The organism is Microcoleus sp. B9-D4, assembly GCF_036705105.1.
In the GTDB taxonomy this organism is placed as follows: Bacteria; Cyanobacteriota; Cyanobacteriia; order Cyanobacteriales; family Microcoleaceae; genus Microcoleus.
In genome coordinates this window covers 45226-68903 of the sequence record NZ_JAUBTS010000022.1, presented here as the reverse complement: position 1 = coordinate 68903, position 23678 = coordinate 45226, and the positions used below count along the sequence as shown (strand labels likewise).

Here is a 23678-nt window from a genome sequence, read left to right as displayed (position 1 = left end):
AATCCCTTGAAAAAGGATTTATCTATGATATTAGCCTGGTTTCAGCCAAAAGCTACTCTTTGACGACCTCAACCAAATCTTCCACCATCACGTCAAAAGTACGTGCCAACTTCAGCAGACAAGTAAAATCAACCATTGCCATTCCCGGAGAACGTGAATAGGTGGTGAGTGTGCTGTAAATGACTCCCGATCAGTCAGAAACCTCTTTGATCGTCCAGCCTTTCTCAGCAGCAAATTCTTTAACCCGCAATCTAATTAAACCCATTGACAGAAAACTAGATTTAGTTTAGGAGAATTTTATCGTAAAAAGCGATCGCTCACTCCTGCACAATCTCATACAAATCTTCGATCAACACATCAAAAGTCCTCGCCAACTTGTGCAAGGCTGTCACGTCAACTGTTGCTAATCCGGGCGATCGGGCATAGGTTCTCAGGGAACTGTACACCACTCCAGAGCGATCTGACACTTCTTTGAGCGTCCAACCCTTCTCGTCCGCAAATTCTCGAATCCGCAATTTAATTAAGCCCATAAGCTCTTGACAGATGATCTATATAGGTCAGATAATAATTTTATCGTAAAAAGCGATCGCCCCAACGTCTGGAAAACTTAAGACGATCGCCTATCAAAGTTCAAATCCCATCAACTGGGATTTATTAACCATCTGAAATTCCCCTCAAGTGGGATGTATCAACCATTTAAAATTCCCATCAAGTGGGATGTATCAACCATGTTAGCAAGCTTTCGACCAAAATCAACCCCCAGACACAGATTGAGCCGGTTTGTGACAAAAGAGGCGATCGCGCGGCTGCTGAAAATCAAGGTAGAACAAATATATCGCTTCGAGTGCTGGGCGCATATCCTGTACGTGCACGCCAAAGGCATGAGTCGGTTTGTCAGTTATGCCGACTTTCCGCCTGTTTTGGGAGTGGAATCGCCCTCTGGTTTAGATTTTGGTTATTGGAAGCGCCGGATAGCGAGTCAGAAAGAGAGACACGCGCCGGATTTTTGGGTGGATTTTTATGCGGATAGATTTCATCAAGCGGTTTCTGTTGTTGAATTGTTTGAGTGGGGGGAAATGGTGGGGGTGATTAAATTGATGTTGGGGGCGATCGGGCTGGAGTCGCTGCGAAAGGTTTACGCCCAAGAAAAATCTCTGCTGGAACATTTCTAAATTAGTCCTAGACGCAGGGGTGGTTAGAAACCGGGTTTTTTGCCCAGAAGATGCCATGCAGCCTGCAGATACGGTAAAAAACCCGGTTTCTGTGGTTTTGATCTGTCCAGGAATGTAAATGCTGTTGTTTCTCCTACGCCAAACCCTGCGATACAAACCCCGCCCAATTATAGGGACTGACAAACGGCAATTCTTGCCGACCAAGCCAATCTAATCGCAATCGCACATTTTTGACAATTTCTGCTTGCTGTTCTCCTTTTTGTTGCTGCTCAAAATAATCCTCTAAGTGCCGTTTATATTTAGCAGACAACTCATCCCCTGTCAAGTTGCGGAGATTCAATTGTGCTTTTCGTAGCGCTTCCGAACGGCTATTATGCTGCTTTTCCTGATAGTATAAAATGCAAAATAAAGCGGTTGCTAAATCATCCACAGCCCACAAGGTACTGACCACATTTCGCGCCCCCGCACAGAGGAAACCGCTAGCAATGGAGAGCGGATCGTCGGTAATTTGGGTAAAAGTTAAATTAGTTTCGCAGCAGGATAGGAACACTTCAGCTAAGTCGGTAAATCTCCAAGTAAAAACACGACCGAGGTTGATATCGCCATCAAATAAATGCAGTTTTGATTCTAGGGAATTATTCAGATCGGCACTGGCGTGATGGCTGGAATGGAGGACTTGCACTTGGTTGAGTAAGTTGTGATAGTTGCCGATCGTCGCTTGCTGATATTGGAGGCGGGAATTTTTATCAATTTGGTGCATGGTTGCCAGGGTTTCGCACTCGTAGCCAGTGAAAACGAGGTCGCCTGTGGCATTTTCGACGATTCCCATTGTCGCAGGTTTGAGGTTGCCTCGCTGGTGGCAAAAGTTGAGTATTTGGCAACTGGGAACGATGCGGATGCGGAATTTATCGCTGAGGTATTCGGGTTGTTTTTGGGGCGGGGTTTTGGCAGGGGTGAGGGTGGGCTTGCTGAGAGGTTTTAAGCCGCGTGTTCTGTCGGAGGGTGTATTGCTGTGGGGAATGGGACTGTTATTTAAAGGTAAGGCAGCAAAGGGCATTTGATGCAGGTACAGGTGAGGGATGATAATCAGTTCTTTGATGCCGTTGAGATGTTGGGAAATTAGTTGATTAATTTGCAGGCGGTTAGCGAGTTCTGGGAGAAATTCACCCATTTGATTTTGCCATGCGATTGGCTTTTCTTTATAGGGCTTTAACCAGTTGTCGATTAGCCAACCCTGCAAAGTTTCATATCCTTGTCCTTCGCAGGTGTGGAGTTGGGTTGATTGATTTTGACGCAAGATGAAAATGTGGATATGCTCATCAGTGGTGTAAAAATTGAGGATGGCGGTTTCGGCATCGGGAATTAAGGCTTGCATCTGGTCGAAACTGAGGGGGGCTGGTTGCAATTGAGCCGCCAAAACTTGGTCTTTGCTGCGAATTTTTAGCCAAGCTTTCTGTTTTTCATCTTCTAATTCTTTAATTTTTTCGATGATAGCGTCGCCGTTGGGGATTGGTTGGCGAGTGGCGGTGATCGCTTTTGTACCGTCATTTTCTGAAATACGCAAGCGATCGCTTTGTTGTTGCAGGCGATAGTATTCTTCGACTTCTGGGGGAATTTCGCCTTGGGGGTAGAGGTCTTTGCTGGCGAATAAGTCGGCGAGGTGGCGCGATCGGGAACGATCGGCGGTTTCGACGGCTCGATCGTATTGTTTGAGGTTGATGTAGCATTGGACGGCGTTGGCGTAAACGGAGATGGCTTCTTTAATAATTTCTTGGCGGCGTTTGTCGGTGGTTGAGCCTTTGCGGAGTTGTTCGACTGCTTTTATGGCGGGTTCGTATCCTTCTAATGCGAGATGCCAGTCGCCTTGGGTAAAGCCGATGTTGCCAAGGTTCCGACCTGCTTTTAAGCATTCGGCTGGCATGGTTTTGGGAGTTGCAATTTTGAGGGAGTCTCGATAGTTCTTAATAGCTTTCTCTGTTTCCTGCAATCGGCGGTAAACGATGCCGATGTTGTTAAGAGAATTCGCTTCCCCTTGACGGTTTTTGATTTCCCGTTCAATAGCTAAAGACTGTTCGTGATAATCAATCGCTCGTTCATATTCTCCCAGAGAATGGTAAGCAATGCCTAAACCTGCGAGAGAACTTGCTTCCCCTTGACGGTTTTTGATCTCCTGAAAAATGGCTAAAGACTGTTCGTAGAAAGCGATCGCTCGTTCAATTTGTCCTAAAGAATAGTAAGCATTACCTAAAGCTGCTATAGAACTTGCTTCCCCTTGACGGTTGTTGATATCCTGAAAAATTGCTAAAGATTGTTCGTGATAATCAATCGCTCGTTCATATTCTCCCAGAGAGTCGTAAGCAGTGCCTAAACCTCCCAGAGAACTTGCTGCCCCTTGACGGTTTTCGATCTCCTGAAAAATGGCTAAAGACTTTTCGTAGAAAGCGATACCTCGTTCATTTTGTCCCAGAGAGCGGTAAGAATTGCCTAAACTTCCCAGAGAACTTGCTTCCCCTTGACGGTTTTTGATCTCCTGAAAGATGGCTAAAGACTTTTCGTGGAAAGCAATCGCTCGTTCATATTCTCCCAGAGAGTCGTAAGCAGTGCCTAAACCTCCCAGAGAACTTGCTTCCCCAAAGCGGTTTTTGATTTCCCGACTAATAGCTAAATGCTGTTCGTGGAAACTGATCGCTCGTTCATATTCTCCTAGATAGTAGTAAGCAATGCCTAAACCTCCTAGAGAACTTGCTTCCCCTTCGCCGTATTTAATTTCCCGACTAATGACTAAAGACTTTTCGTAGACAGCGATCGCTTGTTCGTATTCTCCCAGAGAACAGTAAGTAATGCCTAAATTTCCGAAAGAACTCGCTTCCCCTTGACGATCGTGAATAGCTTGATAAATGATAAGGGATTGTTGCCAACATTGAAAAGCGGCGAAAATGTGGCTAATGTAATATTGCTCGGTGCCCCAATTTAATAAAATATCGCCTGTCTGTTTTCTGATTGCCGTTGGCTGATGATCGTTACCGAGAAACTTACCCAATTCTAAGGCAATGTTAGTTAAAAAATTAGCCTCATTTTGGTTGCCATCATCAAATTGTTTGGCAACTGCGATTATCGTTGCCAAAAGTCCGGGATCGAGTAAGTCGGAGTGTGCGTTTAAGATTTGCGATTCTTCCCCTTTAGAAGATTTGAGCAGTTTTTGGATGAGTTGCCAATAGGCGGCACTGCGATTTTCGTACATGGTTGTTTTCCTCTCTTATCTGTAATTTTTTTTAGGGTTCCCAACTCCAATTAGGCCGTTTCCACCACCTCAAAACTTTGATAAAAAACTTTCCAACTCTCTTGTTTTTCCAACTGTTCAAATAACTCCTTAAGACGTTCAGCATTCCACACAGGTATATCTTCATCTTTACAGGGAGCCAACCAATCTAAATTTAAAGGACTCTCGACTGCAATTGCTAAAAATTCTTCCTTCCCTAGTTCTTCAAAAGTAAACATTTCTTTATTATCATCTGCCACAGAACCCTCTTGAGGCAGCGTCATCGGTGGTTGATTCACACCATTAGGTGCATATCCCAAAGATGGACAGAGTATATATTTCATCTCAGCACTGCGATACAACAAAAGCATTTGATAGTTAGGATATGCCAAATCAACCCTCATCGACAACGGCTGATTAATTGGAATTGTGGGGTCAATTTTTCGTGCAGAAGACCGAGGCGATAGCGGCTTAAGTGCTCTAGTACCAACTCCCACTGATGCCATTTCCTGCTCAGTTAAAAACTGTATCCAATCGGGAGCCGTTTTAGCTTGTTTCTTTAAAATCTCCCAACCATTAATATCAAGCCACCGCAGGTATTTATGATTCCACAGCCACTTATAAGCCTCTTTCCAAGGACTAAATTTTATGTGACTCTCTTGCTCTTCTTTTCCTTTAAGTGTCCCCCCGGCTTTAAGATTTAACAACGCCTCAATATTCACGCCATCCGCTTTCATCTCCTCTCCATATTTTTGAGCGATTACCTCAATCACCTTCCGAATGGTTTGATTTATTTTCTCTTTGCAATAAACTGGTAAATCATCGCCCATTAGTTTAGCAATTTCTTTATTAGTGCTTACTCTGTTATCCGGGTGATTGTCCGGGGCGAATCGCCGAAGAAAACAAGCCTTCTCCTCACTCAGGTTTCCAGGAAATAGCCATTCAGCGATTTGGTTTTGAAAATTTTGCTTAAGATTCATACATCCACTGCCATAACTCAGCCTTATCAGCTTATCTTAGCAACCTTGTCTCTAGCTAGCAACTCCTTAGCGCAAGTCATTATTTAAAATAATTTGCCATAATTTGACATTATTTGAAATTATTTAATCACTTAAAATCCTCATTTATTATCACCAACAATTATCTGAAATTAACTAGACATCATTTGGGAGTGGGTGTCATGGTAAAGACATCCCAAACATACCTATGAAAAAGATGCCAACACAAGCGCAAAAAAGATTCAATCCCTACGCCACTGTAACTGGGATTGCCGAAGTTTTAGCAACCGAAAAAGATTGCCTACACGCATTATGGCAACGAACTCACTATCAATTTGAAAAACAACCGAGTACCTATGACCCCTCAGAACATGAAGAAAAGCTGATTCAACGAGCAGTACAACTGCAAAAAGAAGGCTTCACCGTCTATGTGGAAAATCAAAATTCCTTCAAATATAAAGGTCAAACCTTTGATATCTGCGTTGCCGGCAGACCAGACATTATTGCTATCAAAGATGATTGGGCTGTTGTCGAAGATATCAAAACGGGCAAGCGCAAAGATTCACATAAAATGCAAGTGCTTCTCTATATGTCAATGTTGCCCTTTGCGCCGGAAACTAAAAATCTGTTTAAAGGTCACATTCCGCACGGTCGCTTAGTTTATGGAGATGGCATTTTAGATATTCCCAAGTGGTATGTTAATGAGCAATTTAGACAGCGTTTGCAGCAGTTAATCGCCATGCTTTGTAATTCTCAACCTCCCAACCCAAAACCTAGCGATTGGGAATGTCGCTATTGTAAAGTTCCCTCTGCGTGCTGTTCTGTAAAAATGAGCCGAGGAACTGATTTATTTGCATAAGTCGATCGCCGGAAATACCCGTAATGCCGACAACCGACAGGTTAAAAGCTGCCGCTATTAGAAGCAAGTCAGCCTACGTTGCTCAGCCTGACGGCGTTACAGTATAATTTCTGCTGTGTCGGTCAAAGTGCGATCGCCCTTGCAGATCAGCCATAATAGTAACAAGTGAATTTTGTAAAAACGAGGAAATAACTATGGTCACTGCCACCATAATATCAGACAATTTAGCTCTAGAAGAGTTCACGGTCGCTCCGCCCGATAACATGGAATTGGTAGACGGCCAACTTGTGGAGAAAAATGGCATGACACTAAAGACGGGTAAAATTCAGTTAAGCCTGGGGGAAGCTTGGAAAAATTACAAAGATTCTAGCGGACAAGGGGGAGAAGCTTATGTCGAAGTTCCTTGCCGCACTAACCGACAAATTCGCCGCCCCGATGTCGCTTATCTCACACCCGAATTAGTTGCACAATTTGGCAATCTTGCCACTTTACCCCAAAGTTTCCCTTTAGTTGCCGAAATAGTTTCACCCACCGACATCGCTGAAGATGTCTTTCTCAAAGCACAGGAATATTTAGAATCTAGCTGTCAGGAAGTTTGGCTAGTTTTTCCCGAAAGTCATTTAATATTTGTCATGACTCAAAATCAAATATTGACATTTCGATCCGGCGATACCGCCAGCACCCAACAAATCCTGATCGGTTTTAGCATTGATGTCGATGGATTGCTAGGTTAAACTAAATTATGAAATCCGAAACTCAGTAGGTTGGGTTGAGTTTACGAAACCCAACAATTTCTGGGATTTGTTGGGCGGAGCATTTAGCGGAGGGTTCGCTGTCGCGGTTCCTGAGCGGAGTCGAAGGGCTACGCAACTACTATTTATGACCAAGAAAGGGAGTCAAACAAAATGACAACTATCCAATCAATAACAACTGCAATAACATCTCTTTATGAACAGGATTTTTATCTGTGGTTACAGACAACAATCAACTTATTAAAAGAGGGAAAGTTTTCTGAAATAGATTTAGAGAACTTACTAGAGGAACTGGAAAGTATGGGGAGAAGCGATAAGAATGCTTTGAAAACTAATTTGAGGGTACTTTTAATGCACTTACTTAAGTATAAATATCAGCCAGAAAAACGAACAAATAGTTGGGTGTACACCATTCGTGAACATCGTCAACGCATCCGAGATACCTTCAAAACAAGTCCTAGTTTATATCGTTTTTTTGAAGAGATTTTTAATGAATCTTATCAAGATGCTAGGGAATTAGCCGCAGATGAAACAGGTTTATCTATTCAGATATTTCCCCCAGAGTCTCCATTTACTGAAGAAGAAGTTCTTAATCCTGATTTTTTACCGCCTGACAGCGAGCAGCCTGAAAATCCTGAAAATATTGAATAATTGAATCAGATATCCTTTCCACTGGTTCTGAAATCAAATTGCTACAATATATTTAATACTCCCCTGTCCCCCTCGGCTCGGACTTGGTTTATAGAGCCTCCGAATTCTATTCGGTGGTATTTAATCCAGATTCGATATCCCACCATTATCGGAGCAAACCGCCATGTCAGACGACTTTTCCTTAGACGAGCTTTTAAATAGAAGTTACTACGCCTTCAAAGACGCAGAAAACCAAGTGGGACAGTGCAATGTTTTAGTCATCGGCAAAACTGGTGTCGGCAAAAGTACCCTAATAAATTCCGTTTTTCGCCAACGCTTAGCAGAAACCGGAGTCGGCCGCCCCATAACTCAAGGCATTCGCCAATATACCAAACCAAATTGCCCAATTACAGTCTACGATACTCCCGGACTCGAACTCAATGCCGAACAAATTAAAGTTATTCAATTAAACGTTGCTAAACTAATTGAAGACCAAAGACTCCTGCACCCAAAAGAACACATTCACGTCATCTGGTACTGCATCAATCACAGCGCCAATAGAATAGAATCTGTAGAAGAAAGCTGGCTAAAAGAAATGGAAGTCAAAGACGTACCAGTGATTTTAGTGCTGACTCAGACGACATCTAAAAAGCCTAGCGAGTTTTTCAAGCAACTGGAACACATGAATTTGCCAGTCAGTCAAATCATCCCCGTCATGGCTGAACCTGAAGAAATTGATGAGGATTATACAGTAAAATCTCACGGTTTAGATAAGTTGGTAGATGCAACTTTTCAACTGCTGCCGGAAGTAGCTAAAAAAGCTTTTGTTAAAGAACAAATTGCTAATATTGCGCTCAAATCAGATATGGCATTTAAGTATCTAAGTGCTTATGTTGCAGGTTCTGCAATTGTCGGTGCGACTCCTGTACCGTTTGCTGATGCGCCGATTTTGATGACGATGCAAACGGCAATGATTGCTAATATTACTGTAATTTTTGGAATGCCCTTTGATAAGGGGTTTATTTCGGCGATGCTGTCTGCTATTAGTGGCGCTGGTGGGGTGACTGCTGTTGGCAGAAGTATTGTTACTAATTTGATTAAAATGATTCCTGGTGCGGGTACTGTTGTCGGCGGTGCTATCTCCGGTGCAACGGCAGCAACTCTCACGCTTGCCCTCGGTTTGGCTTACATTGAAGTGCTTAAAGCTTATATGAAAGCTCAAATTAATGGGGAACAACTTTCTTTGCAGCAGTTGACAAAGATGTTTGTGGATTTTTATAAGGATTATGCTAGTTCTGGGCGTAAAACTTTGAAGGATGAGAAACAGGATCAACCTAAACCACCCAATCAAATTAATATTGAGTAAATAGGGCATAGGGCATGGGGCATGGGGCATAGGGAATAGGTTATTTTTTTACTCCAACTGAGATATTGCACCATTCTCAATAAGCCTTTTATGAACAGGCAAGATGCCTGTTCCACAAAGATATTGATTTTCTTGTGGAACAGGCCGGAAAGCCTGTTGCTGAAAAGGGTGCAATATCTCAGTTCCAATTACCAATTACCAATTACCAATTACCAATTACCAATTACCAATTACCAATTACCAATTACCAAAGATTGCTATAATTTAGTTAATTCTGCAAAAGGGAGTAAATGGCTATGGTAATGACAGCCGTTTTATCAGACAATGTTTCTCTAGAAGACTTTATAGCCAGTCCCGCCGATGATATGGAATGGGTGGACGGGCAAATCGCGGAGAAAAATGGCATGACAGTAAAACACAGTCGAATCCAATCTAGACTAGATTATTCTTGGAGAAGTTATAAGATATCTAGCGGACAAGGCGGCGAAGTGTATACAGAAGTTCCTTGTCGTACTGACAGGCGAGTGCGCCGTCCTGATGTAGCTTATCTGACTCCTGAACTTGTTACTGAATATGGCGAGGTTCCTACTTTGCCTCAAAGTCCGCCGTTAATTGCAGAAATAGTTTCTCCTACTGATATTGCGGAAGAGATTTTTCTTAAAGCACAAGAGTATTTAGATTCTGGTTGTCTGGAAGTTTGGATAGTTTTTCCAGAAAGTCGCTGGATAATGATAATGACTCAAACTCAAAAGTTAACTTTTAACCTGGGTTCTACCGTCAGCACTCAGCTAGTGCTGCCGGGTTTTAGTCTTGCGGTTGATGAGTTGTTGGCTTGAAGGCAAAAAATTAATTAGGTATAAGTGCTTTGTGGCACAGTTCCGCCGTGAGGCTTGTAATAATTTGTGAAATAGTGATTGACAAAATGCCACTCGCTCGCCCAGCCAATTAATAAAAAAATTTATCAATAAAAAATGCAGTTGTAAAATTGCACAAAATCACAAACAGCGGTAAAATACTGATTGCTTTGTTTCCAAATCTAGCGTAAATTCCAATTGGGGAATTAAAACCAATAATTGATATATGTCTAAGACTTACACTGTTGAATTGATCCACCAAGGCACTACCTATACCGTAGAAGTACCCGAAGATAAACAAATTCTCCGCGCCGCCAACGCCGCCGGCATTGAGTTGCCGAGTTCATGCAATGCGGGGGTTTGTACTACTTGCGCTGCTAAAATTATTGAGGGTCAAGTCGATCAAGTTGATGGCATGGGCGTTAGTCCCGAACTTCAGGCAGAAGGTTATGTGTTGCTGTGCGTTGCTTATCCCCGATCGAACTTGAAGATAGAAACAGAAAAAGAAGACATTGTGTACGATCGCCAATTCGGTAAATCCTAGCACTAAGCTAAAATTGACCTAAGTACCGTTAGCGGTAAAACCACTATGGATCGCCCTATGACTACCCATTTCATTTCCGCAGAAGTTGACCTCCACGATACCGCCGAGCAACTGCACTCGGCTATTGAAATTGAACTGCAAAAGCACGGGGAACCCCTGCGGTGGGCCGTCACAGACGTGGATGTCGATCGGCAAAAGGCTGTGGTAGAAGGCTACGTGCTCGTAGAAGCATCCCCCACAACACCGTGAACCCCCGCCCTTTGACAGTGGTTTTGATAGTCCCCACAGGCGTTGGAGCCTCGATCGGGGGGTTTGCAGGAGATGCGCTGCCCGTGGCTAGGGCGATCGCCCAAATTTCAGACACCCTGATCACTCACCCCAACGTCCTCAACGGTGCTCAACTTTATTGGCCGATACCTAACGCTCTCTACGTTGAAGGTTATGCCCTTGACAAATTTGCGGCCGGATGCTGGGGACTGCAACCGGTACATCAAAATCGCATCGGCTTAATCCTAGATTCCGCGATCGAACCAGAATTGCAGTTGCGGCACTTGCAAGCGGCTGATGCAGCGAGAGCTACATTGGGCTTGAATATAACAGATTGTGTTTTAACCGATCGCCCCCTGCAAGTAGAATTGCGTATTTCTGAATCAGGGGCATCCTGGGGGACGATCAGCAATCCCGACAGTTTATTGCGCGCAGCCGAAAAATTAATCACACAAGCAAGAGTAGAGGCGATCGCAGTTGTAGCCAGATTTCCCGACGATGAAGGCAGCCTCGCCCTCGAAAACTACCGCCGCGGCAAAGGAGTTGACCCCCTCGCCGGCGCGGAAGCTGTGATCAGCCACCTCGTCGTCAGGACGTTTAAAATCCCCTGCGCCCACGCCCCCGCGCTGTCTGCGCTTCCCCTCGATCCGCACCTGTCCCCGCGATCAGCTGCTGAGGAAATCGGCTATACTTTCCTACCTTGTGTGCTTGCCGGCCTCAGCAAAGCTCCCCAATTGGTAGCGCCAGAAAGCCAGCAGCACAATCAATTATCAATTACCGCTGATCGAGTCGATGCGGTGGTGATACCCGCCACAGCCTGCGGCGGCAGTGCTATTCTGAGTTTGAGTGGGCGATCGTCCGTACAAATCATCGCTGTCGGGGACAACAAAACCCAGATGCAGGCGACTCCAGAAAAACTCGGAATCAAAGCTTTGCAGGTAAACTCATATTTAGAGGCGATCGGAGTTTTGGTCGCTTTGCGAGCCGGCATCAGTCCAGCTTCCTTGGGTGCAGACATCTCCCCCCTGCGTTGTTTGTCTGACTCAACAAAACAAATCTAAAATCTCAAACCTCAAATCTAAAAGTGATTAAGTGGCAGAAAAACTTCCCGGAAATCCTGAAATTGAACCCTTGACGCGCACCCAAGTTTTAGTAGCAATGGGCGTGACAGCAATTATGTTGCTGGCGGTAGCTAAATTGTGGTTACTATTTGGATCGGTATCGCTTTTGCCAGTCAAATTGATAGGAATGGACTTGCTCAAAGGATTTGCGCTCGGACTGGCAATTACAGGCGGCAGTGCGATCGTTTATCACCTCTGGCCCGGTTATCGCCGGAGTGCGGATGTTTACTTGGAAGTAGTGCTCAAACCTTTGTTTTGGCCTGATTTAATTTGGCTGGGACTCCTGCCGGGACTTAGCGAAGAATTGCTATTTCGAGGCGTGATGCTGTCTGCTTTGGGATTGAATGTTACCAGTTTAGTTTTATCGAGTTTTTGTTTCGGCATTCTGCACTTGGGAGCCCTGGATCAGTGGCCTTATGCTGTTTGGGCAACGGCTGTCGGATTGCTGTTGGGTTACAGTGTTTTAGCTACTGGGAATTTGTTAGTGCCAATTACGGCTCATATCTGCACAAATTTGATTTCTAGCTGTGTTTGGAAGTGGGAACACAATCTGGTGAAGCGTTAGCTCGATCGCAATTCCAAAGTGATTGAAATCGCGCCTGGGCGGAATATATAGCAATAAATGCCAAGGCGCAAGGGGGTTTTGAGATTGAAGGAACCGCGAAGACGCGAAGGGCGCGTTCGGCGAAGCCGTTCCCGAAGGGTAGGGAGAGGAAGAGTTCACAGAGGTGAAAAGGTTTTAACCGCCGAGTTTTATCTGTGTTAAGGCAGTTTGTAGCTGCTCGATCGCACAATCAATTCACCTTGACTGGGGTTACGACTGAAAATAAAAGCTCCTTCTTGAGTTTCACCACTTGACAAAAAATCAATTTGCTGGTCGCCGGATTCTACAACTTCACCGTTGACGCGCAATTCGGCACTAATTTGCACTGATTCTGCCGTTTCGCCGCCCGTGTTTGTCACTGTAAACGGTACATAAAATTGCCCTTGAGTTTCACGAATAGGCGTGTTCCGAGTGACAGAAATAATCGGAGGTTCGTCTTTTTTAGTCACCCAGTTGTAGATTACGAGTCCGGTGAGGGTAAAAAGGATCAAGCAGGCGATCGCAAATGTCACCCATTCAGCAGGAGTTCTTTTTTCTTGCTGTTCGTTATTACTTTCACTCATACCGCCAACCTCCCCGCCGCGCCCCCAATAGTCGCCGGCAATCCCAATACTAACGTATAGTTCAACCAAATCGACCACGGGTCGTCAAAACTGAGTTTGTGGAAGAAAAACATCATAAATGCAGAAGCCGCCAGCGACACTAAATAGGCCATGACAGTTTCGCTGAGGGGACGCTGAAAAATCCCTTGCTGCTGCTGTCTTTTTGCTTGATAAGTAAAGCCTGCTACAAATACAATACCGTAGGAAATTAGCAGCGAAGCGGCGATAATTGCTAATTGCGTAGGTGGCGAAATACCGGCCGCTAGCATGGGAATTTCGTCAGTTGGGGCGATGTTGAAAGCTATGATCATCGCGCCGATTAAAGTAGCGCCGATATCTGCTACAGTTGGATTGATGCTAGGTTCCTTTTCGCTGTCTGAGCTTTGATAGCGATCGCCGCTCAAGAAACCGCTTGCCAGGGCAACTCCCAAGGAAAACGGTAGGCCTTCAAATATGATTTTTCCCAAAGTTTCTTGCAGCGGAGTCTCCGGGGTAATTTCCCTGAGCAAAAATAGGACAAAAGCCGCACAAACAATGCCAATGGCGATCGCTTCTACGGTATCGATTGCAGCATCTAGCCAGCGGATGTCCTTAGTTTTGCGAAAACCCTCCGTGCGAGTCAACAAGAAAACGACGAGAAAAGTAGTTGCGATCGCGATCGACATTTCCGCTGGTTTAGTATACGAACCAATCCACCAAACCTCCATCGTATAAAGCAGGGGAATCCCGAACAAAAAGCCGCCAGATGCACCTCGAATGATGTCGTTTAGTTCATTTGACCACTGATTTTTACGTCTTTTTGATTTTTTCATGTTTGATTGAAAATGCACCTCAAAAAAGGCAATCTCTAATTTGACATATTTCAAGTGTTATCGTATATAGCATCTGCACTCAACTTTGTGCATAAGCTATTAAAAATTCCTCTCTAGAAATTCCCACCTGAGTACAAATTGCTCTCAGTGTCCCTGATTTTATTTGATCGTGGTTAGGCATTACTAACGGAGTCTCCGTGCCATCCTGATTCTCTCGCACCATGACAATATGTTCGCGTTCTCTAATAATCCGAAAACCCAACAACTGAAAGGTTCTGATGACTCGTCTTTTAGAAGCATCGACAGGAAACTTTGACATTAAATAGCCACCTCTGCTTCTACTAAAAAAGTCTCGATCGCAGGTGATTCGTTTTCCATTGTTTCTTTGCCAAATACTTCCATGTAGCAGCGAATAGCTGACTTGACATCAGCTAAGGCTTCTTCATAGGTGTCACCTTCACCAACTACGGCACCTTTGATGCCAAGGGGATAGGCTACATAACCATCGGAATGTTTTTCAATGATGATTCTAAATTGTTTCATCTTCGCCTCTTTATTTTTAAACTAACTTACTTCACCACACCCGCGCGATCGCATAAGCATCAAAAATAGCATCAACACTCAAAATCGGTATCTGTTGGGCCATAGATTGTGCAATTATCAGCCTGTCAAATGGATCGCGGTGATGCAAAGGCAGTGAAGCCACAACCTCAATGTGCTGGAGATTAATCTCCAGTAGTCCGATATTGCTAACAGTGAGTTGCTGTCCGACAAACTCCATAAAAGGCAGACTAAAGTTTAGCCTGCCTATGCTGTGCTTAATCGCCATTTCCCAAATGCTAGCTATACTGACTAGCTTCTCGTTATTTTCATCCTCAATTAGCAGTTTGACATGGGCGCTAAGTCTAGGGTTGTCCGTGACATACCAAATGAAAGTATGAGTGTCCAACAACAACCTCATTCCATATACTCCTTAAACTCTTCTAGCGGTTCGTCAAAATCATCGGACATCCAAACCATTCCTTTAGCACTCCCAGCTTTGGATGGCCAGCGCTTCTTATTAGCTGACGGTATTCCTACCAATTTTACAACAGGCTGGTTATCTTGAGTAATCGCAACTTCTTCGCCTCTCATCGCCGCTGCGATTAATTCCAGAAGCTTTTCTTTGGCCTCAATAATGTCTACTTGATACATACTTCGTGCCTCCTTACTCTCAATTTTCCACATCACCATTCTAACTCAATTAAACAAATCCTCTGCCTCCACATCAACAGACTGTAATTCCATATCACCCGACTGCAACTGAGCCGGTGTAGCAGGAATCGCTGCAATTATTGCATCGATTACCTTCGCCACCGGAATAATCTCCATTCCTAACTCCGGCACCGGTTGATTCTTAGGAATAATCGCCCTTTTGAACCCCAACTTAGCCGCTTCCCTTAGCCGCAACTCTAATTGGGAAACTGGCCGCACCTGTCCCCCTAAACCCACTTCCCCAAGCAAAACAGTGCGTGCATCAATTACCCGATCGCGAAAACTGGCCACAACGGCGATCGCAACTGCCAAATCCGCCGCCGGTTCATCCACTTTCAACCCGCCCACCGTCGCCAAAATCACATCTAATTTAGATAAAGGAATCCCCACCCTTTTCTCCAAAACAGCTAAAATTTGCTGCAATCTAGCATTGTCCACACCAGTAGTAGTGCGGCGCGGGGAACCGAAACTTGCAGGGCTAACTAACGCCTGAATTTCCACTAAAATCGGTCGAGTTCCTTCGCAAGTAACAGTCGTCGAAGTACCAGGAGAAAATTCATCTCTATTCCCTAAAAACAACTCCGACGGATTATCTACTTCTCGCAAACCGTTGGCTACCATTTCAAAAACACCGATTTCGTGAGTAGCGCCAAAACGGTTTTTCATCGATCGCAAAAGTCGATGAGAAGCAAAGCGATCGCCCTCAAAATACAGTACAGTATCTACCAAATGTTCCAAAACCCTCGGCCCCGCCAAAGCTCCATCTTTCGTAACGTGACCGACAATAAATAAAGTAATATTTTCCCTTTTCGCAACCTGCATCAAAGCAGAAGTACATTCCCGCACCTGAGCCACCGAACCCGGAGCCGATGTTAAACTAGCAAAATAAATAGTTTGGATGCTGTCAATCACCGCCACATTCGGTTTCAGCGCTTCCAACTCCCGCAAAACAACTTCTAAATCCGTCTCTGGAAGCAAATAGAAATTCTCCGCTGAATTGTCCTCGGAATCCTTTTTAGCTTCCCCGTTACTGCCAGATTTATGCCCGCCGTTGCTTGACAATTCAACCGGATTAGCCACACCCAAACGCTGCGATCGCAACTTCACCTGCTGGCCGGACTCCTCCGCACTGACATACAGTATCCGATCCTTGCGGGCCAACATATTCGCCACCTGCAACAGCAGCGTCGATTTCCCGATTCCCGGTTCCCCCCCAATCAACACCAGCGAGCCCGGAACAATCCCGCCTCCCAAAACTCGATCGAGCTCCCCGTAACCAGAAGGCCAGCGAGACTGAGTTTGGTCGGAAATCTGCGATAATCTGAAAGATACCCTGGGTTGACCCTTCGACTTATCAGGGGGCGAACCGCCCACTGTCTTAGTTGTCACCCCTGTTAAACCAGCCCGCGGCACACCAACAGTAGGTTGTTCTAACTGCTCGTCAAAAGAATCCCACTTCTGACAGCTAGGACACCTGCCAAAATATTGTGGTGAATCATAGCCGCATTCCCGACAAATATATTGTATTCGAGGCTTAGGCATTGTTTACTATGATAAATAGTCACCCTAACATTTAGAAAAGTCTGAGTTAAAGCAATTATCAAGCTTTCAGACCGATACCCACACATGATTCAATTTGTGTCTTCTATGATAGGGTACAAAAAATTAACATTATCTGAAATGTAACTTAAGGAGTGCTCGGTAACTTGGAAAACCATAAAGAAAAAATTCTGGTAGTCGATGACGAAGCCAGTATCCGCCGCATTCTGGAGACTCGCCTTTCCATGATTGGCTACGATGTCGTCACCGCTGCTGACGGCGAAGAAGCTCTCGAAACATTTCGCAACACCGAACCCGACTTAGTGGTTTTGGACGTGATGATGCCGAAGCTAGACGGTTACGGCGTCTGTCAGGAGTTGCGAAAAGAGTCAGACGTGCCTATCATCATGCTAACTGCTTTGGGAGACGTAGCCGATCGCATCACCGGTTTAGAATTAGGTGCCGACGATTACGTCGTCAAACCTTTCTCTCCCAAAGAACTTGAAGCCCGCATCCGTTCGGTACTGCGGAGGGTTGACAAAAACGGAGCATCGGGCATTCCCAGCTCTGGAGTCATCCACGTCACCAATATTAGGATTGACACCAACAAGCGCCAAGTTTACAAAGGCGACGAACGAATTCGCCTCACGGGCATGGAATTCAGCCTGTTAGAACTGCTTGTCAGCCGTTCTGGAGAGCCTTTTTCGCGATCGGAAATTTTGCAGGAAGTGTGGGGATACACGCCAGAACGCCACGTAGACACCCGCGTAGTGGACGTTCACATCTCCCGGCTTAGGGCGAAGTTGGAAGACGACCCCAGCAATCCCGAATTAATTCTCACCGCCCGCGGCACCGGCTATCTCTTCCAGCGAATTGTCGAAATTGGAGAAGTAGGATAAAGTCACTTGGCAGTTGGCAGTTGACGGTTGACGGTTGACGGTTGACGGTTGACAACCAACAGTCAACAGTGAACAGCCAACAGTGAACAGTCAACAGTGAACAGCCAACAGTGAACAGCCAACTGACAAATGACTAAATCTGATCCCAATAAAGTTTTGCGGCAATTGCCCTTAGTTGCAGGAGGGTTAGCAGGTACGCTGCTAATGGTCAACCGCTTGCTGACAGAGCAAATTACAGATTCTCAAGCTCGATCGGACGCTTTGGGAGTAATTATCAGCGCTTTGCTGATTTTAACAGGTTTGCTGTGGCAGCAGGTGCAAGCGCGATCGCCCGATTCCGTAAAACTTATCGGCGAAGAAGGTTTTGAATTTGCGCCGGATTTGCCGGAGGCCGTGAAAATAGAATTAGCCTGGGCGTCGCGTTTGCTGTTGACAAATACCGCCACAAGGTCGATCGTAATTGTGTATCAGGGAAAAGTTCTATTGCGGCGCGGTATTTTAGGCATCAATCCCGAAGTCAAACCAGGGCCGATATTGCAGCGAGTGCTCGACAAAAATAAACCAGTTTATTTAGTAAATCTTAATATTTACCCCGGCAAAATTGAATTTGACTATTTGCCAGAAAATACTCAAGGAGTTATCTGTCAGCCGATCGGCACCCAAGGCGTTTTAATCTTAGGTGCTAACGCGCCCCGCAGCTACACAAAACAAGATGAAAACTGGGTTGAAGGCATTGCCGACAAACTAGAAAATACCATCAATCGATTTTAGATTTTAGATTTTAGATTTTAGATTTTAGATTGTGGATTGTGGATTTTAAATTTTAGATTGTGGATTTTAGATTAGGGATTTTAGATTAGGGATTGTGGATTAGGGATTGTGGATTAGGGATTGTGGATTGCACAATGCCAGCCCGCGTCAAGGTGCGATCTTCTTCGAGGGCTGCGCTAACGACGAATTTGCCTCATTCTCGGTGTTGGCTATCGGCAATAAACAAGATTTATTACCGATATCTTTTGAAAAGAAGAAGAGCCAGCGCTGCCCCCAACGAAATTTCCAGGGTTTGAGGGTCTTCTTAACCACCAAGACGCGGGCTGCGTGTACAGGGCGCATCTTAGTCCTCAACAAGACTCTCCGGGTGCGCTAGGCGCACCTTAGTAGCTCAAAACTCGCAACTCAAAACTCAAAACTACTAGCGAGCCCAGTCAGTACCGCGCCACAGCGTAAAAAACAAAACACTAGAAATCAGCGCGCCCAGCAGCCACTTAACAGCATTTTTAAATAACCCCACGCGCTGACTTTGCTGAACCGCAGCACTTTGCGTCTGTAACCGTTCCTTAGCCGGAGTAATTCTCGAAAGAATTTGCTCTTTCAATTGCTGTGGGTTTTGCGTATCCGCTTCTACCCCCAAACGAGTAAGTTCCCCCGCCAAATTCCTTAAATCTTCAGGACTACCCTTATTCAGCCGTTCTTCCACCTGCTGTAACTGAGCTAATTGTTGGTTTGCTTGAGTAGTAATTTGCTCGTTGTTTTGGTTGTTGACGTAGATAGTGCCAAAAATTCCCAAAGGCAGCATCAACAGAAAAACCAGACCTAGCAGCAGACAAACCCAAGACAAAACCTTCAAAAAAACGTCTTCCAAACCTCTGCGGTCGTACCCTTCGCCAAAAAATATCAGCGCCATTGCCAGTAGTGGAACGGGAACCCGTTCCACTACAGCCCCAATCGTTTGCAATTCCCAGAGGCGATTGCCAAAATTGGCTGGTATAAGAACTGCGATCGTATCTAATACAGACAAAATTAATAGACCGTAGCCAATCCAACGCAGTCTGTAGATAGAAAAACCTTGTTCGCCTTGTAAGTCATTCATAAAATAATCAGAGTTGTTGTTAAGAAAAATGTCTCTTGACCCCGCTCAAGAACGGATACAAGCCCCCGACAACAGTCGTGGAGAGTCAAACATTTTAGACTTTTGTCCCAGCTTCCCGATTCACCTGTGGAGTAAATCTAAAAGCTAAAAGCTAAAATCGACTGAATCGAGTCAAGGCTCGGGGAATCGCGGCTGCCACCACTCATACCAAGAAACCCAAGCATTCTCTAGAATTTTTTTGGCATCTTCTGGAGTTGTTTTATCCAAAGGCACAGACATCTGAGTCCACAAACAGCGCCGGTCTTGAATATTTCCCCTACCCAACAACCAAAACAGAATACGGTTTGGCTGCCAATCGCGAGTATTTCGATTATATCTAAACTGTTGGGAAGTTACTGTAGCACTGCCACGAGGATTGATACACGAACTCAAATACAGTCGATCTTGCTGTTGCAAAATTCCGTGAAACCCCGCGCCTTGAATGTTTGCCAATGCTAGTTTACCAGGAGACGACTTGAGAACTGTATGTCCCCTCATCATACCTTCCACTGCCCCAATGGTGTCTACCGCATAGCGCATCTCTATTTCTAGAGCCATGCTATTTTTTTGATATTCATATTTCCTGGCAGCTTTGAATTCTGAATTGTCGCTAAGTTCGATCGGCGCGCTCTTGTTTAGTTTCCAATCGGCTAAAGGCACCGACTCGGGAAACTCAAACGGGGTGGCCACAGGCTTGCCATCCGAGGGATAGAAAACCAATTTTCCGGCAACCAACAAAACCCCTCCCAAAGTAACAGCCAACAGGGAAAGCCTAATTGGTTTCCAAGAGGTAATAGCCATTAGCAATTCTGTCCTTCCTTATTTTGGGGTTGGTCTTTCAAAATTGCAAACCAGCAGAATAACCCGAAAATAAATACAGCAATCATCGAAAATATTACCGAACCATTTCCTTCGTGCCAGTATTTAAATGCTGCGGGTTGAGATAGCGATACCAGCACGGCTAGGAGACCCACTCGCGCGGCATTAACTACAAATGCAGTAATTATTGCCACGAATGGCAATACAATTTTCTGACCCGTAGTGGTAGGAAACATCAGTAAGAAAACCAGAGCTAGTCCTAACAATTGTAGCATCGCATTCACCCCGGAACAGCCGTGATTCACTTCCACGCTTCCCTTTTCCAGAATTAGAAAAACCCCTTTTCGCACCACGTCAAATCCTACATAGTGCAGGATGAAAGCTGAAAATTTAGCGGTTAATTGGGGGACATCAACCAATACTCCGATCAATCCTGGAGGAATAGCTGTATAGCCAAGAATTAAAAGTTCCTGCCAATATTGTTTCAGTCCTTTTGTGCCGGAAGCAAGCAAGGCGAGACTGATTGCCGACAAAAAAGGCGTTGCTCTGATAAAAAAGTCGTATCCAGATATCGACGAACTTTTGAGCAATATTAAAGCAATTAACGATGTCCCAAATAAGCTGGCAAAAATTCCGCTTTCAAAAGTTAAGGATTCGTGCCTTTCCCAAATGAGAAATGCTACGACTCCCCAAAACAGGAACATTGTACCGAACAGGTCTGTGTCGTTTGTTCTGGAAGTTAGAGTTAGGTGTAGGGCAATCAAACCGGAGGCGATGCCTAACAGCCAGTATTTAGGTTCTTGGATGTGCTTGAGCCAGTTGATTTCCGTCATTGCTGCTTTGTGTTTTTCCTAAAAGCTTCTAAAATGCTTAATCTTGTAACTCTATTAAAATTATCAGCTACAAACACTTGAATTTATACGTTTGGGATGATTTTTCACTAAATCTTCACAAAGATTGACAAGGGGGAATGTGTGTGATAGTCACCTGCACCTAATTAAATCTGAAGTTAGGAGCAAAGACCAAAGAAAACAGGTTTTTTAACTCGGATCGATCGCACTTAACGAAAGATTTTCCTTTCTCTAACCGGGTTTTTGCGCCGGGAGTTTAAATGTAAAGTTTGAAGGCAAGACAGAAACCTTTCTGGACGCACTCTTGAGCTGGAAAACCAGTTTTTTACTGGTTCTGGTTTTTTGTAGCCGGTGCGTCCAGGAGGAGATTAGTTAGAGTAGACTTTCCGGTAGTAAGTTTGATATTCCTCCGAAAGCAGGGGTTCCCACCACTCTCGATGGGCTAAGTACCATTCTACAGTCTGTCGCAAACCTTCTTCAACTGTTACTGAGGGAGTCCAACCTAACTCTGTTTTAATTTTGGTGGCATCAATAGCGTAACGCCGATCGTGCCCCGCTCTGTCCTTGACAAATGCGATCAATTGTTCGCAAGGACGCGCGGGCAAATCAGAAGCTAATTCGTCCATTAGCTGGCACAGCATTTTTACTAAATCGAGATTTTTTACCTCGTTGTTACCGCCAACATTGTAGGTTTCCCCTGGTTTGCCGCGGTGGATAACGGCATCTAAAGCGCGGCAGTGGTCGAGAACGTAGAGCCAATCTCGCACGTTTTGACCGTCGCCGTAAACTGGTAGCGGTTTGCCCAATAGCATATTGATGCACATTAATGGAATGAGCTTTTCGGGGAAGTGATAGGGGCCGTAATTGTTGGAACAGTTGGTGATAATTGTTGGGACGCCGTAGGTGTGGAAATAGGCGCGGGCGAGGTGGTCGCTGCCAGCTTTGGAGGCGGAGTAGGGACTGTTGGGCGAGTAGGCTGTTGTTTCTGTGAAGGCTGGGTCATCGGGGCCGAGACTGCCGTAAACTTCGTCGGTAGAAACGTGGAGGAAGCGCATTTGTGCTTTGAGAGATGCCTCATCAATTGCTTCAAAATGCTTGCGGAAGGCTTCTAACAGTGTGAAGGTTCCGACAACGTTGGTTTGAACAAAGGCGGCAGGCCCGATAATTGACCTGTCAACGTGGGATTCTGCGGCAAAGTGCGCGACTGTGGTGATGTTTTCTTCTTTGAGCAAGGTATCGACTAAGGTACGATCGCAAATATCCCCCTGCACAAACCGAAAATTTTCGCCTCCTTCCAAAGTTGCCAGGGTTTGTCTGTTTCCGGCGTAGGTTAAAGCGTCGAGTACGACTACTCGATCGCCCGGATAGCTTTTGCACCAGTGATGGACAAAATTCGAGCCGATAAATCCAGCCCCCCCCGTCACCAACAATCGGCGAGGGTATCGCTCAATGCCTTGAGTCGCGTTGTCTGTCATAAAAATAAGAGTTATTCCAATAACTAAGCCTTTACAAAAGTAGCCTTAAAAGTAGTTTGTCACCAAGTGTTTGCCGCTCTGTAATTAAATTTTCTACTGTCTCACCTCAGATTTTCTAATTTGGGCGCGATCAAACTCTTGGATCACTTGACTGGAAATTCTACCCCTGTCTTAGTCCAAACGCCTACATATCAAACATTGCAGATTTTTGAGCGGGCAAATTTAAATTTGATTGGGTGAGGCTATAGCTGACTTTTGCGATCGATTCTCGATATGGGCGGCGCGCAGAGTTGATAGATTTGTAAAGAGCTGTTACCATTAATTTTTTAATTATCCTTTACAATCTCCAGAACATCATGAAGAAGTTTCAAGTGTTAGCTGGCATTGCTTCCGTAGTCGCGATCGCAAGCAGCATCGCCATAGGTGACGCCGCATCTGCTTTCCCCTGTTCCTACAGCAAATCTGGCGCTGCTAAATCTGGTTCTGCGACAACCCTCCTAGGTTCCGGCGGCTCGGAGCGCATTAATCCGTGGAAATCCTACAAAACAGCAGCTCTCGGTTTCCTAGGTTTGGCTGGAGTTGTGGGTGGCGGTGCGGCCTACATGAGCTACCGTGCCGGCAAGCGCGCCTCTGCTGCTTGCGCTGCGATGACCGATAATTTTGAAGTTTTTGAAGAGTCGGCTCCGATCGCAGATGCAGGTGTTTCTGGACACATGGAAGTTCCTGCCTTGCTCGATTTGGCGGCGGCGGGTGCTGTAGCTGAGTCAGCAAATGCGGTTGCAGTCGTTCGCGAACACCCAGAAGCTCCAGGTGGCGAGCTGGATTTGCCGGTTTCGCCAGTTGCTGAGTTGAGTTCTGAAATTGCGATCGAACAAGTCCAAAGCGCGATCGTCAAATAGTTATCTCAAACCAACGTATTCGCTTAGCGCACCTCCAATCTTGCAAGATTGGAGGTTTTTTGAGTCTAAATTATCTACCCTACAATTTCTTGTCATGGCGATCGCGAAGCACTGCGAACAATAGGCAGATGAATCGATCGCACACAATATCATATTCCGGCTCAGCAAACGAGCGCTGAATTAATATCAATTA

Annotated in this window: 27 protein-coding genes and 1 pseudogene; 13 read left to right on the top strand and 15 right to left on the bottom strand. The window is 45.2% G+C overall.

Going from position 1 to position 23678, the window contains the following annotated elements; genetic code table 11:
• Nucleotides 1–52: 52 nt before the first annotated feature.
• Both QUB24_RS15610 and QUB24_RS15605 read right to left on the bottom strand, forming a co-directional pair.
• A pseudogene (locus tag QUB24_RS15610) lies at nucleotides 53–265 on the bottom strand (helix-turn-helix domain-containing protein).
• A 52-nt stretch (nucleotides 266–317) separates the two neighbouring features.
• The gene (locus tag QUB24_RS15605) at nucleotides 318–530 is read right to left on the bottom strand and encodes a helix-turn-helix transcriptional regulator (protein WP_333154049.1); all 213 of its coding nucleotides are present in this window, start codon (nucleotides 528–530) and stop codon (nucleotides 318–320) included.
• A gap of 198 nt (nucleotides 531–728) precedes the next feature.
• Between QUB24_RS15605 and QUB24_RS15600 the strand changes: the two genes are divergently transcribed.
• Nucleotides 729–1172 carry a hypothetical protein gene (locus tag QUB24_RS15600; protein ID WP_333154048.1) on the top strand — a complete coding sequence of 148 codons (444 nt, stop codon included), beginning with the start codon at nucleotides 729–731 and terminating at the stop codon, nucleotides 1170–1172.
• A gap of 133 nt (nucleotides 1173–1305) precedes the next feature.
• On the opposite strand, the gene QUB24_RS15595 is transcribed toward QUB24_RS15600, so the two are convergent.
• Together QUB24_RS15595 and QUB24_RS15590 are read right to left on the bottom strand one after the other, a co-directional pair.
• Entirely contained in the window at nucleotides 1306–4413 is a 3108-nt protein-coding gene (locus QUB24_RS15595) for a CHAT domain-containing tetratricopeptide repeat protein (protein ID WP_333154047.1), read from the bottom strand.
• Between the two features lie 50 nt (nucleotides 4414–4463).
• Nucleotides 4464–5411: a hypothetical protein gene (locus QUB24_RS15590; RefSeq protein ID WP_333154046.1), complete on the bottom strand. Its 948-nt coding sequence runs from the start codon at nucleotides 5409–5411 to the stop codon at nucleotides 4464–4466.
• Nucleotides 5412–5646: 235 nt separating this feature from the next.
• Here QUB24_RS15590 and QUB24_RS15585 point away from each other — a divergent pair, with 235 nt between their 5' ends.
• The 9 genes from QUB24_RS15585 (at nucleotide 5647) to QUB24_RS15545 (ending at nucleotide 12387) form a co-directional block, all read left to right on the top strand.
• Nucleotides 5647–6288 carry a PD-(D/E)XK nuclease family protein gene (locus tag QUB24_RS15585; protein ID WP_333154045.1) on the top strand — a complete coding sequence of 214 codons (642 nt, stop codon included), beginning with the start codon at nucleotides 5647–5649 and terminating at the stop codon, nucleotides 6286–6288.
• A gap of 194 nt (nucleotides 6289–6482) precedes the next feature.
• Entirely contained in the window at nucleotides 6483–7022 is a 540-nt protein-coding gene (locus tag QUB24_RS15580) for a Uma2 family endonuclease (RefSeq protein WP_333154044.1), read from the top strand.
• Nucleotides 7023–7193: 171 nt separating this feature from the next.
• Nucleotides 7194–7691: a DUF29 domain-containing protein gene (locus QUB24_RS15575; protein ID WP_333154043.1), complete on the top strand. Its 498-nt coding sequence runs from the start codon at nucleotides 7194–7196 to the stop codon at nucleotides 7689–7691.
• 163 nt (nucleotides 7692–7854) lie between these two features.
• On the top strand, nucleotides 7855–9036 hold the full coding sequence (locus QUB24_RS15570) for a GTPase (protein ID WP_333154042.1): 1182 nt from the start codon (nucleotides 7855–7857) through the stop codon (nucleotides 9034–9036).
• A 290-nt stretch (nucleotides 9037–9326) separates the two neighbouring features.
• On the top strand, nucleotides 9327–9872 hold the full coding sequence (locus QUB24_RS15565; RefSeq protein WP_333154041.1) for a Uma2 family endonuclease: 546 nt from the start codon (nucleotides 9327–9329) through the stop codon (nucleotides 9870–9872).
• 244 nt (nucleotides 9873–10116) lie between these two features.
• On the top strand, nucleotides 10117–10434 hold the full coding sequence (locus tag QUB24_RS15560; protein ID WP_333102813.1) for a 2Fe-2S iron-sulfur cluster-binding protein: 318 nt from the start codon (nucleotides 10117–10119) through the stop codon (nucleotides 10432–10434).
• 57 nt (nucleotides 10435–10491) lie between these two features.
• On the top strand, nucleotides 10492–10683 hold the full coding sequence (locus tag QUB24_RS15555) for a hypothetical protein (protein ID WP_333154040.1): 192 nt from the start codon (nucleotides 10492–10494) through the stop codon (nucleotides 10681–10683).
• The gene (locus tag QUB24_RS15550; RefSeq protein WP_333154039.1) at nucleotides 10680–11762 is read left to right on the top strand and encodes a DUF3326 domain-containing protein; all 1083 of its coding nucleotides are present in this window, start codon (nucleotides 10680–10682) and stop codon (nucleotides 11760–11762) included. The genes QUB24_RS15555 and QUB24_RS15550 overlap by 4 nt, the downstream gene beginning before the upstream one ends.
• A 31-nt stretch (nucleotides 11763–11793) precedes the next feature.
• Complete coding sequence (locus QUB24_RS15545) at nucleotides 11794–12387, top strand: CPBP family intramembrane glutamic endopeptidase (protein WP_333154038.1); 594 nt, start codon at nucleotides 11794–11796, stop codon at nucleotides 12385–12387.
• A 197-nt stretch (nucleotides 12388–12584) separates the two neighbouring features.
• Here the strand turns inward: QUB24_RS15545 and QUB24_RS15540 are convergent, their stop codons facing one another.
• From QUB24_RS15540 to radA, 7 genes are all read right to left on the bottom strand, one after another.
• A complete protein-coding gene (locus QUB24_RS15540; protein ID WP_333154037.1) occupies nucleotides 12585–12989 on the bottom strand; it encodes a TIGR02588 family protein in 405 nt (134 codons plus the stop codon).
• Nucleotides 12986–13840, bottom strand: a complete 855-nt coding sequence (locus QUB24_RS15535) for a TIGR02587 family membrane protein (RefSeq protein ID WP_333154036.1) — start codon at nucleotides 13838–13840, stop codon at nucleotides 12986–12988. Before QUB24_RS15535 ends, QUB24_RS15540 begins: the two co-directional genes overlap by 4 nt.
• 79 nt (nucleotides 13841–13919) lie before the next feature.
• Nucleotides 13920–14159 carry a type II toxin-antitoxin system HicA family toxin gene (locus QUB24_RS15530; RefSeq protein WP_333154035.1) on the bottom strand — a complete coding sequence of 80 codons (240 nt, stop codon included), beginning with the start codon at nucleotides 14157–14159 and terminating at the stop codon, nucleotides 13920–13922.
• Nucleotides 14159–14383: a hypothetical protein gene (locus QUB24_RS15525; protein WP_333154034.1), complete on the bottom strand. Its 225-nt coding sequence runs from the start codon at nucleotides 14381–14383 to the stop codon at nucleotides 14159–14161. The genes QUB24_RS15530 and QUB24_RS15525 overlap by 1 nt, the downstream gene beginning before the upstream one ends.
• Before the next feature lie 31 nt (nucleotides 14384–14414).
• Nucleotides 14415–14801: a type II toxin-antitoxin system VapC family toxin gene (locus QUB24_RS15520; RefSeq protein WP_333154033.1), complete on the bottom strand. Its 387-nt coding sequence runs from the start codon at nucleotides 14799–14801 to the stop codon at nucleotides 14415–14417.
• Entirely contained in the window at nucleotides 14798–15034 is a 237-nt protein-coding gene (locus QUB24_RS15515) for a type II toxin-antitoxin system prevent-host-death family antitoxin (protein WP_333154032.1), read from the bottom strand. The genes QUB24_RS15520 and QUB24_RS15515 overlap by 4 nt, the downstream gene beginning before the upstream one ends.
• Before the next feature lie 45 nt (nucleotides 15035–15079).
• Nucleotides 15080–16636, bottom strand: coding sequence for a DNA repair protein RadA (radA, locus tag QUB24_RS15510; protein WP_333154031.1), 1557 nt, complete (start codon nucleotides 16634–16636; stop codon nucleotides 15080–15082).
• Nucleotides 16637–16800: 164 nt separating this feature from the next.
• Between radA and rpaB the strand changes: the two genes are divergently transcribed.
• A complete protein-coding gene (gene rpaB, locus QUB24_RS15505; RefSeq protein WP_071587789.1) occupies nucleotides 16801–17532 on the top strand; it encodes a response regulator transcription factor RpaB in 732 nt (243 codons plus the stop codon).
• A 129-nt stretch (nucleotides 17533–17661) separates the two neighbouring features.
• Nucleotides 17662–18303, top strand: coding sequence for a cofactor assembly of complex C subunit B (locus tag QUB24_RS15500; RefSeq protein WP_333154030.1), 642 nt, complete (start codon nucleotides 17662–17664; stop codon nucleotides 18301–18303).
• Between the two features lie 421 nt (nucleotides 18304–18724).
• On the opposite strand, the gene hpsJ-A is transcribed toward QUB24_RS15500, so the two are convergent.
• The 4 genes from hpsJ-A to rfbB form a co-directional block, all read right to left on the bottom strand.
• Entirely contained in the window at nucleotides 18725–19402 is a 678-nt protein-coding gene (hpsJ-A, locus tag QUB24_RS15495; protein WP_333154029.1) for an HpsJ-like protein, cyanoexosortase A-associated, read from the bottom strand.
• A gap of 171 nt (nucleotides 19403–19573) precedes the next feature.
• A complete protein-coding gene (locus tag QUB24_RS15490; RefSeq protein WP_333154028.1) occupies nucleotides 19574–20242 on the bottom strand; it encodes a cyanoexosortase A system-associated protein in 669 nt (222 codons plus the stop codon).
• Nucleotides 20242–21093 (bottom strand): cyanoexosortase A, encoded by an 852-nt coding sequence (crtA, locus tag QUB24_RS15485; RefSeq protein ID WP_333154027.1) that lies wholly within the window; start codon nucleotides 21091–21093, stop codon nucleotides 20242–20244. The genes QUB24_RS15490 and crtA overlap by 1 nt, the downstream gene beginning before the upstream one ends.
• 386 nt (nucleotides 21094–21479) lie before the next feature.
• On the bottom strand, nucleotides 21480–22586 hold the full coding sequence (rfbB, locus tag QUB24_RS15480) for a dTDP-glucose 4,6-dehydratase (protein WP_333154026.1): 1107 nt from the start codon (nucleotides 22584–22586) through the stop codon (nucleotides 21480–21482).
• Between the two features lie 356 nt (nucleotides 22587–22942).
• On the opposite strand from rfbB, the gene QUB24_RS15475 reads away from it, so the two are divergent.
• The gene (locus QUB24_RS15475; RefSeq protein ID WP_333154025.1) at nucleotides 22943–23485 is read left to right on the top strand and encodes a hypothetical protein; all 543 of its coding nucleotides are present in this window, start codon (nucleotides 22943–22945) and stop codon (nucleotides 23483–23485) included.
• Nucleotides 23486–23678 lie beyond the last annotated feature (193 nt).